Annotated in this window: 11 protein-coding genes; 9 read left to right on the top strand and 2 right to left on the bottom strand. The window is 72.2% G+C overall.

What is annotated here, in order from left to right; all coding sequences use genetic code 11:
- Positions 1–96: 96 nt before the first annotated feature.
- Positions 97–546 (top strand): DUF3017 domain-containing protein, encoded by a 450-nt coding sequence (locus tag NP048_RS12765; protein ID WP_227575962.1) that lies wholly within the window; start codon positions 97–99, stop codon positions 544–546.
- 63 nt (positions 547–609) lie between these two features.
- On the opposite strand, the gene NP048_RS12760 is transcribed toward NP048_RS12765, so the two are convergent.
- Positions 610–1671 carry an MIP family channel protein gene (locus NP048_RS12760; RefSeq protein WP_227575961.1) on the bottom strand — a complete coding sequence of 354 codons (1062 nt, stop codon included), beginning with the start codon at positions 1669–1671 and terminating at the stop codon, positions 610–612.
- Positions 1672–1912: 241 nt separating this feature from the next.
- Between NP048_RS12760 and NP048_RS12755 the strand changes: the two genes are divergently transcribed.
- The 4 genes from NP048_RS12755 to NP048_RS12740 all read left to right on the top strand — a co-directional run bounded on the left by NP048_RS12755 (position 1913) and on the right by NP048_RS12740 (position 5867).
- On the top strand, positions 1913–3130 hold the full coding sequence (locus NP048_RS12755) for an NADP-dependent isocitrate dehydrogenase (protein ID WP_227575960.1): 1218 nt from the start codon (positions 1913–1915) through the stop codon (positions 3128–3130).
- Positions 3131–3333: 203 nt separating this feature from the next.
- Positions 3334–3888 (top strand): hypothetical protein, encoded by a 555-nt coding sequence (locus tag NP048_RS12750; RefSeq protein WP_227575959.1) that lies wholly within the window; start codon positions 3334–3336, stop codon positions 3886–3888.
- A 58-nt stretch (positions 3889–3946) separates the two neighbouring features.
- The gene (locus NP048_RS12745; protein WP_227575958.1) at positions 3947–4780 is read left to right on the top strand and encodes a hypothetical protein; all 834 of its coding nucleotides are present in this window, start codon (positions 3947–3949) and stop codon (positions 4778–4780) included.
- Between the two features lie 106 nt (positions 4781–4886).
- Entirely contained in the window at positions 4887–5867 is a 981-nt protein-coding gene (locus NP048_RS12740; protein WP_227576017.1) for a malate dehydrogenase, read from the top strand.
- Positions 5868–5905: 38 nt separating this feature from the next.
- On the opposite strand, the gene NP048_RS12735 is transcribed toward NP048_RS12740, so the two are convergent.
- On the bottom strand, positions 5906–7285 hold the full coding sequence (locus NP048_RS12735; protein WP_227575957.1) for an alkaline phosphatase: 1380 nt from the start codon (positions 7283–7285) through the stop codon (positions 5906–5908).
- Between the two features lie 167 nt (positions 7286–7452).
- Here NP048_RS12735 and pulA point away from each other — a divergent pair, with 167 nt between their 5' ends.
- From pulA to mmsB, 4 genes are all read left to right on the top strand, one after another.
- On the top strand, positions 7453–13329 hold the full coding sequence (pulA, locus tag NP048_RS12730; RefSeq protein ID WP_227575956.1) for a pullulanase-type alpha-1,6-glucosidase: 5877 nt from the start codon (positions 7453–7455) through the stop codon (positions 13327–13329).
- A gap of 265 nt (positions 13330–13594) precedes the next feature.
- Positions 13595–14719, top strand: coding sequence for a substrate-binding domain-containing protein (locus NP048_RS12725; RefSeq protein WP_227575955.1), 1125 nt, complete (start codon positions 13595–13597; stop codon positions 14717–14719).
- 86 nt (positions 14720–14805) lie between these two features.
- The gene (gene mmsA, locus NP048_RS12720) at positions 14806–16353 is read left to right on the top strand and encodes a multiple monosaccharide ABC transporter ATP-binding protein (RefSeq protein ID WP_227575954.1); all 1548 of its coding nucleotides are present in this window, start codon (positions 14806–14808) and stop codon (positions 16351–16353) included.
- Positions 16350–17585 (top strand): multiple monosaccharide ABC transporter permease, encoded by a 1236-nt coding sequence (mmsB, locus tag NP048_RS12715; protein ID WP_227575953.1) that lies wholly within the window; start codon positions 16350–16352, stop codon positions 17583–17585. The genes mmsA and mmsB overlap by 4 nt, the downstream gene beginning before the upstream one ends.
- The last annotated feature ends 6 nt before the right edge of the window (positions 17586–17591 follow it).

Here is a 17591-nt window from a genome sequence, read left to right as displayed (position 1 = left end):
CCGACCGTGCAAGGTCCCGGGGCGACGTCCGCGGGGCTGTCGAGCGTGTGGTCCGCCCACGTGGCGCCCCGGAGCCGGACGGAGGAAACGGAACCGATGTCGACGCCTGCGCGCACGCCGTCGGCCGGTCTACCCGGTCCTGTCCGGTCGCCGCGTCAGCACGCACCGGTCGCCCCTGCGGAGCGCGCGGCACCCGAGCCCGTCGACGCGCCGGTGTCCGAGCCCGTTCCCGACGCCCCCGCGCAGGGTAGCCAGCTGGACGCGCGCAGCATCGCGCGTGCGTCCCTCGCCGCGGGGAGCAGTCGTTCCCTGTGGTGGACGACATCGGGGATCGTGGCGTCCGTCGCGGTCGCCTACCTCGTGGACGCTGTCACCGGCACGTACGTGCTCGCGCTGGTGCTGCTCGGCGCGGCGATCGCGCGTGCCCTCGGGCGTGAGCCGGGCCCGGTCGCCCTGGCCGTGCGGTCCAGGCCGTTCGACGTCGCGATGCTCCTGGCCGGTGCCGTCGCGCTCGCGGTCCTGGCGTCCGTGCTGCCCCCGGGCTGATACCGGCTCACGCAGGCACGAGGCCCCGGGGGCGACGCTCCCGGGGCCTCGTGACGTGCGGTGTCAGCGGTCGACGACGACCACGTCGTCCTCGGCCACGTACAGCTCGTCCTCGCCGAACAGCGAGTCCTCCACGGGCTCGGCAGCGAAGGCGCGGTAGATGAGTGCCGCGATCGCCGCACCGAGCAGGGGAGCGGCCCAGAAGAGCCACACCTGCTCCAGCGCCCACGACTCCGAGAAGATCGCCGCGGCCAGCGAGCGCGCCGGGTTGATCGAGCCGTTCGTCACGGGCGTGGCCAGCAGGAGCACGACCGTGAGCGTCAGACCGACCGCGAACGGCACGTGCTGCTTGTTCGCGCGGCGGTCGGTCGCACCGAGGATGACGCCGACGAACACGGCCGTGCCGATGACCTCGACCAGGAGCGCCGCGACCAGGCTGAACTCCGCCTGCCCGTTCGACAGCGTCGCGAGGGGGGAGTGCGGGCCGAAGCCGTTGGCCGTGCCGCTGAAGAAGGCGCGGACGCCGGTGGACTCGCCCTGGCTGATGAGAGCCGGGAGCGAGGTGGGCACGGTGAGGAAGAGGATGGCGGCGGCGAGGACGCCACCGACGATCTGGGCGACCCAGTAGGGGAGCAGGTCACGGAACGGCGTGCGCCCGGCGAGGCACGCGCCGAGCGTCACGGCGGGGTTGAAGTGCCCCCCGGAGACGTGGCCCACCGCGACGATGCCGGCCAGCACCGCGACACCGAACCCGAGGGCGACGCCGAGCCCCCCGCCCACGTTGCTGAACGCCGCGTACAGGGCGATGCCGACGCCGACGAGCACGAGGAAGAACGTGCCGAACGCCTCGGCGCCCAGACGTGCGGCGAGGCCGGGCGCAGCGGCGACGACGGTGCCAGCGGGCACGACGTAGGAGTCGTCGTCATCGTCGTCGTCGTCATCGTCGACCTCGACGGGAGCGGGCCGGGCCGGGGCAGGCTGCGCGACCGCGGGCGTGTCGTCCGCCTCGACGACGACCTCCTCGACGACGACCTCCTCGACGGGCTCGACCCGCGAGGAGGTGTCCGGGGTGGCGTCCTCGGGCACCGGGGTGCCGTCGGGGGTCTCTGGCTTCTGCTGGGACATGTCGGTCCTGTCGTGTCAGGTGGGTGAGCCACCGGTCGGTGCCGCGTCGTCGGGCCGCACCTCGGTGTGGGCGTGTGGGACGGCAACGGGGCGAACTACGCAAGCACAGCATGCCAGCCCGGCCTGTGCGTGCGCAGGTGGAGCACGGGCACGCGGCGGGCGTCCCGGATGGAGCCACGCAGGTCTCTCGACGTCGAGTAACCTGGCCGCCACACCCACGGCACAGGAGGCAGGCCCCCGCATGGCGAAGATCAAGGTCGTCGGCCCGGTCGTCGAGCTCGACGGCGACGAGATGACGCGCATCATCTGGCAGTTCATCAAGGACCGCCTGATCCACCCGTACCTCGACATCGACCTGCGCTACTACGACCTGTCGATCGAGAACCGCGACGCGACCGACGACCAGGTGACGATCGACGCGGCCCACGCCATCAAGGAGCACGGCGTCGGCGTCAAGTGCGCGACGATCACGCCCGACGAGGCGCGCGTCGAGGAGTTCGGCCTGAAGAAGATGTGGGTCTCGCCCAACGGGACGATCCGCAACATCCTCGGCGGCGTCGTCTTCCGCGAGCCGATCATCATCTCCAACATCCCGCGGCTGGTCCCGGGCTGGAACAAGCCGATCATCATCGGCCGTCACGCCCACGGCGACCAGTACAAGGCGACCAACTTCAAGGTGGCGGGCGCCGGCACCCTGACGCTGACGTTCACGCCCGCCGACGGCTCGGAGCCGATCCAGCAGCAGGTCGTGACGTACCCGGAGACCGGTGGCGTCGCGATGGGCATGTACAACTTCAACGAGTCGATCCGCGACTTCGCGCGTGCCTCGTTCGCGTACGGCCTGCGGCGCGGCTACCCCGTGTACCTGTCGACGAAGAACACGATCCTCAAGGCGTACGACGGCGCGTTCAAGGACATCTTCGCCGAGGTGTTCGACGCCGAGTTCAAGGCGGACTTCGACGCCGCCGGCCTGACGTACGAGCACCGCCTCATCGACGACATGGTCGCCGCCGCGATGAAGTGGGAGGGCGGCTACGTCTGGGCGTGCAAGAACTACGACGGCGACGTCCAGTCCGACACCGTCGCCCAGGGCTTCGGCTCCCTCGGCCTCATGACGTCCGTCCTCATGACGCCCGACGGCAAGACCGTCGAGGCCGAGGCGGCGCACGGCACGGTCACGCGGCACTACCGCCAGCACCAGGCCGGCAAGCCGACGTCGACCAACCCGATCGCGTCGATCTTCGCGTGGACCGGTGGCCTGAAGCACCGCGGCAAGCTGGACGGCACGCCCGAGGTCACGCAGTTCGCCGAGACCCTCGAGGACGTCGTCATCAAGACCGTCGAGAGCGGCAAGATGACGAAGGACCTCGCGCTGCTCGTCGGGCCCGCGCAGGCGTGGCTGACGACCGAGGAGTTCCTCGCCGCGCTCGACGAGAACCTCGCTGCGCGCCTGGGCTGAGCGTCTCTCGCACGGACGGCGCCCTCCCGCACGGGAGGGCGCCGTCGCGCGTCGGGGGCCTGTGCACCGAGGCGTCCCTTGGCTACGCTCGCCCGCCAGATGCCCATCTCGACGCCGTCGGCCGAGGGCGCTCGCACCGACCGCGGTGGGACGTCGTGCCGGCAGTGCCGTCGGTGTGCGGTCGGACCGGGAGGTGGTGCCAGGTGGGGTACACGTTGGAGCTGCGCGTGGGGTCGGTCGAGGCGGTCGTCGCGGAGCTGGCGGCGCCGACGCTGACCGTTGCGGACGTCGCGTCCACCATCGGGTTCGACCTCGACGACGAGGTGGTCGACCGCTGGTCCGAGATCGCGCAGGGCGTCGCGCAGGGGACTGCGACCGCCGGCGGCCTGCTGGACGAGGACTCGACCGCGTACGTGGTCGCGGTCCTGCACCGCCTGACGCACTGGTACGGGGCGTTGGTGCACTCCTCGTCCGGCGGGGAGGAGTTCCGTGCGTTCCTGGCCGGTCCGGCCGACGAGACGTTCGGCGGCGGCCTCGTCGAGCACCTGCTGGGCCGTGAGCTGGCGGGCACCACCCTGGAGGACGACCCGTCGGTCGGGTGGGTGAGCAACGCAGACCTGCGGGCAGCGGTGGCCCGCGGGCTGCCCGACGACTGCGGTCACCTGGGTCCGGAGGACGAGGAGGACCTGGTGCAGCTGATCGCCATGGTCCAGCGCGCTGCTGCCGGCGGGCTCGACCTGTTCGCCGTCTACGCCTGACGCCCCGTGACGACGACCAGCGTCGGCCGCGGAACCGTTCTCCCGAGGAGCTGAGCCCATGACCCGTCCCTACTCCCACCGCCCGGACGTCGCGGACGCCGGGGCCTGGTACACCCGGGCCGCGGGCGAGGTGGACCGGGCCGTCGACGACCTCGCCCGGGGTCGGACCGTGGAGATCCGCGACGTCGGACTGACGCTCGACGACCTGTGGGACGCGCTGGCGTGGGGGTGGCTGACCGAGCGGCCTCTGGAGGAGCTGGCGGCGCTGGTCGGGTCGGCCGCCGGACTGGTGGTCGCCTGGCTCGACGCGCCGCACGGTCGACCCGTGAGGCTGCGTGACGTCGAGCTGCTGGTCGCCACCGCGCTGCTCGCCGGTGACGGCGACGCCGCCAGGCGGACCGCTGCTCTCGACGTCCCGCCACCGTCCCAGGACGTGGAGTGGCGGGCAGCAGCCCTGACGGGGCTGGTGCGCCAGGACGACGTCGCCGCAGACGCGGCCGCGGACCGGTTGCGCTCGATCGTCGCGGCGCCGACGACGGCTCCGGTCGTCGCGAGCTGGTTGGCGCACCTGGACGAGCTGTGCGACGCCGTGATCCGTCGGGACCAGGCCGCGTTCGGTGCCGCGTTGAGCGCGCGGGCGCACGCCGTCGCCCGTCTGCACCGGACGGCCGTGACGCGTCGGCGGTCGTCCGGGCTCCTCGACTGGACCGCGATCGCGCTGGCGCGGGTCGGTGAGCAGCGTGGCCTGGTCGTGCCGCCCGGCGTGGAGGTCGTGCCGGCGGAGCTGCTGGCCGCTGTCGGCCCGGTCGGACGTGCGGAGTCCGCCGCGCGTCGGAGCCGTGCGCGGCGGCAGTGGTGGCCGGGGGCGCGCAGCGGCGTCCGTCCGGGTTGACCGGTGCCCGTCGCGGTGCGGCTCCGGTAGGTTCGAGGCAGGCGCGGACGCCCAGGCGTCGCGCCGTCCGCCGGCCGATCGAAGGAGCCCGTCCGTGTCCGTCTCCATGCCCGCTGTCGTCACCGTCACCGGCGCCGCCGGTCAGATCGGCTACGCCCTCGCCTTCCGCATCGCGTCCGGTCAGCTGCTGGGTCCTGACACCCCGGTGCGCCTGCGGATGCTGGAGATCCCGCCGGCGGTGAAGGCTGCCGAGGGTGTGGCGATGGAGCTCGACGACTGCGCGTTCCCGCTGCTCGACGGCATCGACATCACGGACGACGCCAAGGCGGCCTTCGACGGCGTGAACGTGGCGCTGCTGGTGGGTGCCCGCCCGCGGACCAAGGGCATGGAGCGCGGTGACCTGCTGAGCGCCAACGGCGGCATCTTCGGCCCGCAGGGCGCGGCGATCAACGCCGGCGCCGCGGACGACGTGCGGGTCCTGGTGGTCGGTAACCCGGCCAACACCAACGCGTACATCGCGTCGGCCCACGCGCCCGACGTGCCGGCCGACCGGTTCACCGCGATGACGCGGCTCGACCACAACCGGGCCCTCGCGCAGCTGCGGCAGCGCACGGGCGCCGCGATCGACGACATCGCGCGCGTCGCGATCTGGGGCAACCACTCCGCGACCCAGTACCCGGACCTCACGCACGCGACCATCGGCGGGCGTCCCGCGCTCGAGGTCGTCGGCGACGACGCGTGGGTGCGCGACACCTTCATCCCGACGGTCGCCAAGCGCGGTGCCGCGATCATCGAGGCGCGCGGCGCGTCGTCGGCAGCGTCCGCCGCGAACGCCGCGATCGACCACATGCACACGTGGGTGCACGGCACGCCCGAGGGCGGCTGGACGTCGGCGGGCGTGGTGTCCGACGGGTCGTACGGCGTGCCGGAGGGGCTGATCTCGTCGTTCCCGGTCACGGCGAGCGGCGGCGCCTACACGATCGTGCCGGGCCTCGACGTCGACGCGTTCTCGCGCGAGCGCATCGACGCGTCGGTGGCCGAGCTCGTCGAGGAGCGCGAGGCAGTGCGCGCGCTCGGGCTCGTCTGACGGCTGCGCACGCCGCGGCTCGGGCGGGCCGCGGGGGGTCAGCGACGTCCGCCCAGTGCGTCGCGGAGCACGTCGAAGACGTCCGTGCTGTGCTGCGTGCGCGCGAGACGGTCGGCACCGGGTCCCTGTGCGGTCAGGGGCGTGGCGCCACCCGTGTGGCTGCCGGTCGTCCAGTCGACGGTGAACTGCAGGTCGCTGCCCGCGACGGTGAAGGGGCCGTCCTCGACGCTCTGCGTCACGGACGGCTCCGTGCTGCCGGTGTCACCGGACTCGTCCTCGACATCGACGTTCTCCACAGCGAGACCGCCGGTCTCGTGGTCGCCCACGACGACGACGAGGGTTCCGGGGTGCCGGTCGGCGAAGTCCCGCACGAGGTCGACCGTCTCGTCCAGGGCCTGACCTGCCCGGATGGCGAGCGCGGCGTTGTTGGCGTGCGCCATCTCGTCGACGCCCTCCTCCTCGACGAGCAGGAAGAACCCCTGCCGGTCGCGTGAGAGCACGTCCAGCGCCTTCGCGGTCATCGTGGCCAGCGGGACGGTCGGTTCGTACTCGTCACCCTGACCCTCGGGTGCCTGCTCGAACATCTCCTCGTTGGCGAAGAGCCCGAGGATCCGGCCGGACCGCGTCGCGGCCAGCTCCTCGGCCGTCGTCACGTGGTCGTAGCCGACGGCCTCGGCGCGCGCGACGAGGTCACCGGCGGTGCTGCGCGACACCTCGGGGCGGGGGTCGTCGGGGTCGTCGGGGTGCGCGCCCTCGTCGCCCTCCGGGTACCACCAGTCCTCGCCACCGCCCAGGATCACGTCGGGCCGCGTCACCTCGACGTACTGGCGGGCGATCTCGCTCTGGTCCGCCCGGTCTGCCACGTGCGCGCCGAACGCCGCGGGAGTGGCGTCGGTGACCTGGGCCGTGGTGACCAGGCCGGTGGCCTTGCGCGCGCGCTGGGCGTGCTCCAGCAGCGTCGTCACGGGGGTCCCCTCGACGTCGACCGAGACCGCGCCGTTGTAGGTGCGGACGCCGGTGGCGAACGCCGTCGCGCTCGCTGCCGAGTCGGTCACGGCCTCGACGGGGTCCGCCGAGTCGGTGCGCGTCCACCCCGCGTGTCGCAGCGCGTCCATCGCGAGCCGTCCGTCCTGGCCGACGGTGGCGAGCCGGATGGCGTCGCGGGCGGCGACGCCGAGCCCGTCCCCGACGACGAGGACGACGTTGCGCGCGGTCGGCGGGCCGCCGCGTCCCCGCTCCGTGGACTGGCCGCCGCCTGGGACGTCGACGGCCGCGCTCGCCGCCAGCCCGAGCGTCAGGGCGACGGTGCCGCCCGTGCTGATCCAGGTCCGCAGGCCCGTGCGCATGGTGCTGCCTCCCCTGTGCGGGACGTCGTCGTCCCCGTCCACGGGCCGGTCGGGGCCCGTCGGATCCACCATGCCCCGCCCGTCGGTGGTCGGCAACGGGGCCGAGGGATGGGGCAGCGGTGCCGCCGTCCGTTGCGCCAGGAATGACCGAAACCCTTGCTGCAAGTTGTTGCAACTTGTTACGGTCGTTCGACAGCCCGAGCAACGGCACGACGAGGTGCCGCGACGAAGGAGTCCCGATGGTCGGCGCGCCCTTGCCACGTCCAGCCCGTCCCCGCACGCCGCACACCACCGGGCGGGGGAGGCGGGCCGTCGCCGCGCTCGCCGCCGCGTCCGTCGCCGTCTCCGGCGCGGCCGTCGCCCTCGGGGCGCCGGCGGCCGCGGACGCAGGTTCGGTCACCCTGGTCGGCAGCCTGCAGGACGAGCTCGGGTGCCCGGGAGACTGGGACCCCGCCTGCGGCGCGACCGCGCTCGCGGCGACCGACGTCCCCGGTCGGTTCTCGGCGACGTTCCGGGTGCCGGGCGGCGCCCACGAGTGGAAGGTCGCGCTCGACGGCACGTGGGACGCGGCGTACGGCGCGGACGGCGGGGGCACCAACACCCCGCTCGTCCTCGCCGGGCCCGCCGACCTGACGTTCACCTACGACGACTCGACGCACCGCACGTCCGTCGTCGTCGACGTGGCGGGCGGCTACACCGACACGGACGCCGCGCTGGTCGCCGACCCCGCGCGCGACCCCGGCGCGGGGGAGCAGCTGTACTTCGTCCTCACTGACCGGTTCGCCAACGGTGACCCGTCGAACGACACCGGCGGCCTGACGGGCGACCGCCTCGCGACCGGGCTCGACCCGACGGACAAGGGGTTCTACCACGGCGGCGACCTCGCCGGCCTGCGCGAGCGCCTCGACTACATCGAGGGTCTGGGCACCACGGCGATCTGGCTGACCCCGTCGTTCCTCAACCGACCGGTGCAGGGCACCGGGCCGGACGCGTCCGCCGGGTACCACGGCTACTGGATCACGGACTTCACCCGCATCGACCCGCACCTGGGCACGAATGCCGAGCTCGAGGCGCTGATCGACGACGCGCACGGGCGCGGCATCAAGGTCTACTTCGACATCATCACCAACCACACGGCCGACGTCATCGACTACGCCGAGGGGAGCTACGCGTACGTCGAGCAGTCGGCCGAGCCCTACCGCGACGCCGCGGGAGCCCCGTTCGACCCGGCGGACGTCGCGGGCGGCGACGACTTCCCGGAGCTCGACGCCGCCACGTCGTTCCCGTACACGCCGGTCGTCGACCCCGCGGACGCCGACCGCAAGGTGCCGGCCTGGCTCAACGACCCGACGCTCTACCACAACCGCGGGAACTCGACGTGGACGGGCGAGTCCGTCACGTACGGCGACTTCGACGGCCTCGACGACCTCATGACCGAGCACCCCGCCGTCGTCGACGGCTTCGTCGACGTGTACGAGGCGTGGGTCGACCTGGGCGTCGACGGCTTCCGGATCGACACGGTCAAGCACGTGAACCGCGAGTTCTGGGACGAGTTCACGACCGCGATCTCGGAGCACGCCGCAGCAGCCGGCGACCCGGACTTCTTCATGTTCGGCGAGGTGTACGACGCCGACGCCGCGCTCACCGCGCCGTACGTGCGCGAGACCGACATGAACGCGGTCCTCGACTTCTCGTTCCAGGCCGCGGCCGCGAACTACGCCACGGGCCTGTCGGCCGCCGGCCTGCAGGCGCTGTTCGCGAGCGACGACCTGTACACGACGACGACGAGCAACGCCCAGGCGCTGCCCACGTTCCTCGGCAACCACGACATGGGTCGCATCGGGTACGCCGTCAAGGACGCGGCGGACCCGCAGGCGCGGTCCGGGCTCGCGCACGCGCTGATGTACACCAGCCGCGGTCAGCCGGTCGTCTACTACGGCGACGAGCAGGGGTTCGTGGGGGAGGGACCGCTCGCCGGCAAGGACAAGGACGCGCGCCAGTCGCTGTTCGCCACGCAGGTGGCGCAGTACGCCGACCAGGCGCTGCTCGACGGCACGGCGGCGGGAGCGGTCGACCGCTACGACACCGCGGCGCCCCTGTACACGCACGTCGCGGCCCTCGCGGACCTGCGCGCGACCACCCCGGCGCTGACGTCGGGTGCCCAGGTCGAGCGGCTCGCCGCGGGGTCGGTGTACGCGTTCTCGCGCATCGGTGACGACGACGTCGAGCACCTCGTCGCCCTCAACAACGCCGACGCCCCGGCGGTCGTCACGGTCGACACCCTCACGCCCGGCGCGGCGTTCACCCCGCTGCTGGCGACCTCGGGCACGGACGTCGTCGACGCCGCGCCCGTCGAGGCTGCTGCGGACGGCACGGTCGAGCTCACGGTGCCCGCGCACGGCTCCGTGGTGCTGCGGGCCGGCGCGACGGTCGCCGCGGGCGACGACACGATCACGCTGACCGTCCCGGGTGCGGGCGCCGCGCTCACCGGCCTCGCCCCCGTGGCGGCCCGCACCGACGACGCCTACGCCACCACGTCGTTCGCGTACCGCGTGGTGGGGGACGACGCCTGGACGCCGCTGGGCACGGCCGAGACGGCCGACCCGCGCGTCTTCCACGACGTGGCCGGGCTCGCCCCCGGCGCGCTGGTCGAGTACCGCGCCGTGCGCGAGGACGTCACGGGGAACCGCAGCGCCGCGTCGACGTACGCGAGCGTGGGCGTCGCGGTCGACGGTGTCGAACCGCCGCCCGGCCCGGGGGACGTGCTCGTCACGGTCCCGGGCAGCCACAACGCGGCCATGGGGTGCCCGGCGGACTGGCAGCCCGGCTGCGAGGCCGCCCGCCTGACCTCGACGAACGGTCTGGTGTACTCCGGGACGTTCACGATCCCGCCGGGCTCCTACGAGTACAAGGTCGCGATCGGCGGCACGTGGGACGAGAACTACGGCGCCGGCGGCGCGCCGGGCGGGGCGAACCTCGCGTACACCGTCACGGGTGACGCGCCGCAGCCGGTGACGTTCGTGTACGACGCGACGACGCACCAGGCCACGTCGTCCGCGCAGGGCGCGTTGATCACCCTGCCGGGCTCGTTCCAGAGCGAGGCGGGCTGCCCGGCGGACTGGGACCCTGCGTGCCTGGGGGCGGCGCTGGTCGACGGTGACGGCGACGGCACCGCGACGTTCACGCTGCCCGACCTGGCGGCCGGGACGTACGGCGTGAAGGTCGCCCACGGGCTGACGTGGGACGAGGACTACGGTGCCGACGGTGTGCCCGGCGGTGCCGACATCCCGTTCACGGTGCCCGGGGGCTCGCCCGTGACGTTCACGTACGACCTGACGACGCACGTGCTGACCGTCCAGGTCACGGACCCCCCGCTGTCCGGCACGGGTGAGCTGGCCGCGCAGTGGCTGGACCGGCGGACGATCGCCTGGCCCACGTCGCTCGTGGCGATCGGCACCGACCCCGCGACGCTGCGGTTCTCGCTGCACGGATCCGCCGAGGCCACGCTCGAGGTCGTCGACGGCCAGGTCACGGGCGGCGACGACGTCGGGCTGACGCTCGTGCCCGGCGGGCTCACCGCCGACCAGCTCGCACGGTTCCCCGCCCTCGAGGGGTACCTCGCCCTGCGGGTCGACGCCGACCGGCGCACGGTCGAGCGGCTGCTCACCGGCCAGCTGCTGGTGCGGCAGGCGGACGCCGACGACGTCGCCCAGGCCGTGACGGGGGTGCAGGTGCCCGGGGTTCTGGACGACCTGTACAGCGGCAAGGCCGTCGAGCGGACGTTCGGCACGACGTGGTCGAAGGGTCGCCCGTCGCTCGCGCTGTGGGCACCCACGGCGCAGGACGTCGACCTGCTCGTGTGGCCGGCCGACCGCCGGGGCGCGGTCGACCTCGACGCCGACCCCGTGCGGACCGACGCGTCGCGCCAGCGGGACGGGTCGTGGACCGCGTCCGGGCCCTCGTCGTGGTCCGGTGGCGCCTACCTGTGGGAGGTGACCGTCTACGCGCCGACGACCGGGCAGATCGAGGTCAACCGTGTGACCGACCCGTACGCCGTCGCCCTGACGCTCAACAGCACGCACGGCGTGCTGGTGGACCTCGACGACCGGCGCTACCGCCCGCGGCAGTGGGAGCGCACGGCGCAGCCGGTCGTCCGGCCCGTCGACCAGACCATCTACGAGCTGCACGTGCGCGACTTCTCGATCTCCGACGAGACCGTGCCCGAGCGCCTGCGCGGCACGTACGGCGCGTTCGCGGTGCGCTCCAGCGACGGGCGCGAGCACCTGCGCGACCTCGCGGACGCCGGCCTGACGACCGTGCACCTGCTGCCGACGTTCGACATCGCCTCGATCGAGGAGGACCGCGCCGCCCAGGCCACCCCGGCCTGCGACCTCGCGTCGCTGCCGCCGGACTCGACCGAGCAGCAGGCGTGCGTCACCGCCGTCGCGGGCTCCGACGGCTTCAACTGGGGCTACGACCCGTGGCACTGGACCGCGCCCGAGGGCTCCTACGCCGTCGACGCGCACGGTGGCGCCCGCATCGCCGAGTTCCGCTCGATGGTCGGCGCGCTGCACGCCGACGGCCTGCAGGTGGTGCTCGACCAGGTGTTCAACCACACCGCGGCGAGCGGTCAGGACGCGAAGAGCGTGCTCGACCGCGTGGTCCCGGGGTACTACCACCGGCTGAACGCCACGGGCCAGGTCGAGACGTCGACGTGCTGCCAGAACGTCGCGACCGAGCACGCGCTGGCCGAGAAGATGATGGTCGACTCGGTCGTCACGTGGGCGCGGGACCACAAGGTCGACGGGTTCCGGTTCGACCTCATGGGGCACCACTCCCGCCGGACGATGGAGGCGGTGCGCGACGCGCTCGACCGGCTCACGCCGCGGCGCGACGGCGTCGACGGGCGCAAGGTGTACCTGTACGGCGAGGGATGGAACTTCGGCGAGGTGGCCGACAACCGGCTGTTCGAGCAGGCCACGCAGGGGCAGCTCGGCGGCACCGGCATCGGGACCTTCTCCGACCGGCTGCGTGACGCCGTGCGCGGCGGAGGCCCGTTCGACGAGGACCCGCGCCTGCAGGGCTTCGGCTCGGGTGCGTTCACGGACCCGAACGGTGCGGCGGTCAACGGGACGCCCGACGAGCAGCTCGCGCGCGTGCAGCACCAGGCCGACCTGGTCCGGCTGGGCATGGCGGGCAACCTGCGCGACTACGAGCTGGCGACGAGCGACGGCACCGTCCGGCGTGGTGACCAGGTCGACTACAACGGGCAGCCCGCCGGCTACGCCGACTCCCCGGAGGAGGTCGTCACCTACGTCGACGCCCACGACAACGAGACGCTGTTCGACAACCTGTACCTCAAGCTGCCGCAGGACACGTCCATGGCGGACCGGGTGCGCATGAACACGGTGTCCCTCGCGACGGCGACGCTCGCGCAGACCCCGTCGTTCTGGCACGCGGGCGCCGACCTGCTGCGGAGCAAGTCCCTCGACCGCAACTCCTACGACTCGGGGGACTGGTTCAACGTCCTCGACTTCTCCGGGCAGACCAACGGGTTCGCCCGCGGCCTGCCACCGGCGGCGGACAACGAGGCGAAGTGGTCGTACCAGCGGCCCCTGCTGGCCGACCCCGCTCTCGTGCCCACGTCCGACGACATCGCCACCGCGTCGGCGGCGGCCGCCGAGCTGCTCGAGCTGCGGTCCTCGACGCGCCTGTTCCGGCTCGGCGACGCGCGCCTGATCGAGGAGAAGCTGACCTTCCCGGGCGCGGGGCCGGACGCGGACCCGGGGGTCGTGGTGATGCACGTGGACGACCGGCGCGGCTGGGACGCGTCGGCACGGCGCTGGCGCACCGACGTCGACCGTCGGCTCGACGGGCTGCTCGTCGTCGTGAACGCCTCGGCCGAGCCGACGACCCAGCGGGTCGACGCCCTGGCAGGGCGGGCCTACGCGCTGTCGCCGGTCCAGGCTTCCGGGACCGACGCGGTCGTGCGTGGCACGACGTACGACAGGGCGACGGGCACGGTGGTGGTGCCTGCTCGGACGGTCGCCGTGCTCGTCGAGGCGGTGCCTCGCGGGCACGGCCATGGTCATGGCGGAGGGGTCGGCGGACGGTGACCGGTGCCTTCGGGGCGCGAAGGCATCGGGTCCTCGTCGCGTTTCTCCCCGGATGTCGCGGGGGTGTCACTCCGTCGAGTGACGCAAACGTGCCCAATGTCTCGCCGAGGACACAGATCGGTCACGGCCCTTGTCGGCCGTTGCGTTCAGGTCTTGAATGCAACCGAAGCCGCACCCGGCTCACCGGCACTGCCGCCGGAGCCGGGCCGGCGGGACGACGGACGTCCCGACCGGTCGAGCGGCGAACGCAAGGGAGCGGACAACGATGTCACTGGCGTGGAAGAAGAGCGCGATCGCGATGGTCGCCGCAGGCATGCTCGTCGGGTCGCTCGCGGCCTGCAGCACCGAGCGCGACTCCGGTACGGACGCCGGCGGCGGCGACGACGAGGGGACGTTCGTCGGGATCGCGATGCCCACCAAGAGCCTGGAGCGCTGGAACCGCGACGGCAGCCACCTGGAAGGTCTGCTCGAGGAGGCAGGCTACGAGACGAGCCTGCAGTACGCGGACAACAAGGTCGACCAGCAGATCACCCAGCTGGAGAACATGATCAACCAGGGCGCCGACGTCCTCGTCATCGCCCCGATCGACGACACGGCCCTCGCGCCGACCCTGCAGCAGGCGGCCGACGCGGACATCACCGTCATCGCGTACGACCGCCTCCTGCTGGGCACGCCGAACGTCGACTACTACGCGACGTTCGACAACTACAGCGTCGGCACGATGCAGGGCGAGTACATCGTCGACGCCCTCGACCTCGAGGGTGGCGCCGGCCCGTTCAACCTGGAGCCGTTCGCCGGCTCGCCGGACGACAACAACGCGAAGTTCTTCTTCGCCGGGGCGTGGGACATCCTGTCGGAGTACGTCGACAGCGGCCAGCTCGTCGTGCCGTCCGGCAAGGCCCCGGCGACGAACGACGACTGGAAGTCCATCGGCGTCGAGGGGTGGAAGACCGACACCGCGCAGGCCGAGATGGAGATCCGCCTCAACTCGTTCTACGCGAGCGGCACCAAGGTCGACGTCGTGCTCTCGCCCAACGACTCGCTCGCGCTCGGCATCGCCCAGGCGCTCGCGGGCAACGGCTACGCGCCCGGCGCGGAGTACCCGATCGTCACGGGGCAGGATGCCGACAAGGCCAACGTCCTCAACCTCATCGAGGGCAAGCAGTCGATGACGGTCTGGAAGGACACCCGCACCCTCGGTGACCAGGTCGCCGTGATGATCAAGCAGATCGTGGCCGGAGACACCGTCGAGGTCAACGACGAGAAGACCTACGACAACGGCGAGAAGGTCGTCCCGACCTACCTGCTGCCGCCGCAGGTCGTCACGCCGGACAGCGTCGACGTCCTCGTCGAGTCCGGGTTCTACAAGGCTGCGGACCTCGGCCTCTGAGATCCCGCCGGCCGCGCGGCCCCCGGGTCGCGCGGCCGGCACCCAGGCCCACCTCCGGCCCGGCCCGGACCACTCAGCGAGGACACATGGACACCGAGCACATCCTCGAGATGCGCGGCATCACCAAGACCTTCCCCGGCGTCAAGGCGCTCAGCGACGTCACCCTCGCGGTACGGCGCGGTGAGATCCACGCCATCTGCGGCGAGAACGGCGCCGGCAAGTCGACGCTCATGAAGGTCCTGTCCGGCATCTACCCCCACGGCACGTACGACGGCGACATCGTCCTCGACGGCCAGGTGCAGGAGTTCCGCGGCATCCGCGACTCCGAGCGCCAGGGGATCGTCATCATCCACCAGGAGCTCGCGCTCTCGCCGTTCCTGTCGATCGCCGAGAACATCTTCCTCGGCAACGAGCGTTCCGAGCGTGGCGTCATCGACTGGAACCGCACGAACTCCGAGGCCGCCAGGCTGCTCGACCGCGTCGGCCTCGCCGAGCGCCCCGACACCCGCGTCAGCGACATCGGTGTCGGCAAGCAGCAGCTGGTCGAGATCGCCAAGGCGCTGTCCAAGGACGTGCGCCTGCTCATCCTCGACGAGCCGACCGCCGCCCTCAACGACGAGGACAGCGCCCACCTGCTCGGGCTGATCCGGGGGCTGCGCGAGCACGGCATCACCTCGATCATCATCAGCCACAAGCTCAACGAGATCGAGGCGATCGCCGACACCACGACGATCATCCGCGACGGGCAGACGATCGAGTCGCTCGACATGCACGGCGACGAGCCGGTCAGCGAGGAGCGGATCATCCGGGGGATGGTCGGCCGACCGCTCGACAACCGGTTCCCCGCGCACGAGTCGTCGATCGGCGAGGAGGTGCTGCGCATCGAGGACTGGACGGTCCACCACCCCGTCGACCAGTCGCGCAAGGTCGTCGACCGCGCCAGCGTCACGGTGCACCGCGGCGAGATCGTCGGCCTGGCCGGGCTCATGGGGGCCGGTCGCACCGAGCTGGCCATGAGCGTCTTCGGACGGTCCTACGGCACGCGGATCTCCGGGCGCCTCTACAAGGACGGGAAGGAGATCACGGCAGGCTCCGTGAGCCAGGCCATCTCGCACGGGATCGCGTACGCGACCGAGGACCGCAAGCGGTTCGGCCTCAACCTCATCGACACCGTGCAGCACAACGTGTCCGCAGCGAACCTCGGCTCGCTGTCGCGCGGCGGCGTGGTCGACCGTGAGGAGGAGGTCGAGGTCGCCGAGCGGTACCGGCGTGAGCTCAACATCCGCACCCGCACGGTCGACACCCTCGTCGGCAAGCTGTCCGGCGGCAACCAGCAGAAGGTCGTGCTGGCCAAGTGGCTGCACGCCGACCCCGACGTGCTCATCCTCGACGAGCCCACCCGCGGCATCGACGTGGGGGCGAAGTACGAGATCTACATGATCATCAACAGGCTCGCGGACGCGGGCAAGGGGGTGCTGGTCATCTCCTCCGAGCTGCCCGAGCTGCTCGGCGTCTGCGACCGCATCTACGCGCTCAGCCAGGGCCGCGTCACCGGCGAGGTGGCCCGGGCCGACGCGACCCAGGAGCACCTCATGCACTTCATGACGATGGACAAGGACGGGATCGCCCGATGAGCACCACCACCGACGTCAACGTCCCCTCCCCGACACCGCCCGGAGCGACGCGCGTGTCGCTCGGTCAGCGGCTCCAGGGGCTCGGCGGCAACGCGCGCCAGTACGGCATCTTCGGTGCGCTCGTCGTCATCGTCCTGCTGTTCCAGGTGCTCACCGACGGCAAGCTGCTGCTCGCCAACAACGTCGCGGCGCTGTTCCAGCAGAACGCGTACGTCATGATCCTCGCGATCGGCATGGTCATGGTCATCGTGGCCGGGCACATCGACCTCTCGGTCGGGTCCGTGGTCGCCTTCGTCGGCGGCGTGGTCGCGGTGACCATGCGCGACCTCGACGCACCCTGGATCGTCGCCGTGCTGGTCGGCCTGGCGCTCGGCGCCCTGGTCGGTGCCTGGCAGGGGTTCTGGATCGCCTACGTGGGGATCCCGGCGTTCATCGTGACGCTCGCCGGCATGCTCATCTTCCGCGGCCTGGCGCTCGCGGTCGTCGGTGAGACGCTCGCCGGCCTGCCGACGGCGTTCATCAGGATCTCCAAGGGCTCGCTGCCGAACTTCCTGGGCTTCGCCAACAACATGGACGTCGTCACGCTCGTCATCGGCGTGCTCGCGGTGGCGGCCATCGTCGTGACCCAGCTGCGGGCGCGCGCCGCGCTGCGCAAGCACGACCTGCACGTCGAGGCCCCGGCGCTCTTCCTCACCAAGATCGCCATGGTCGCCGTCGGCATCGGGGCACTGACGGTCATCCTGTCCCTGTCCGCCGGTGGGACGCCGATCGTCCTGGTCATCGTCGGCGCCCTCGTCGTCCTGTACTCGTTCCTCATGGGACGCACCGTCTTCGGCCGGCACATCTACGCGATCGGCGGCAACCGCTCCGCGGCGGCGCTGTCAGGCGTCAACACCCGCAGGGTCGACTTCTGGATCTTCGTCAACATCGGGTTCCTCGCCGGTGTGGCGGCCGTCGTCACGACGGCCCGCTCCGGGGCCGCGATCGCGGCCGCCGGCCAGAACTACGAGCTCGACGCCATCGCCGCGTGCTTCATCGGCGGTGCGGCCGTCACGGGTGGCATCGGACGGATCTCCGGGGCCATCGTCGGTGCGCTCATCATGGGCGTGCTCAACATGGGCCTGTCGATCCTGTCCGTCGAGCCGTCGTGGCAGATGGCGATCAAGGGCATGGTGCTGCTGCTGGCCGTCGCGTTCGACCTGGTGAACAAGCGGCGCGCGGGCACGCAGTAGGGCCGA

Source organism: Cellulomonas xiejunii (assembly GCF_024508315.1).
Taxonomy (GTDB): domain Bacteria; phylum Actinomycetota; class Actinomycetes; order Actinomycetales; family Cellulomonadaceae; genus Cellulomonas; species Cellulomonas xiejunii.
The sequence above is the reverse complement of the archived record's forward strand: the minus strand, read 5'-3'. Positions and strand labels throughout refer to the sequence as shown.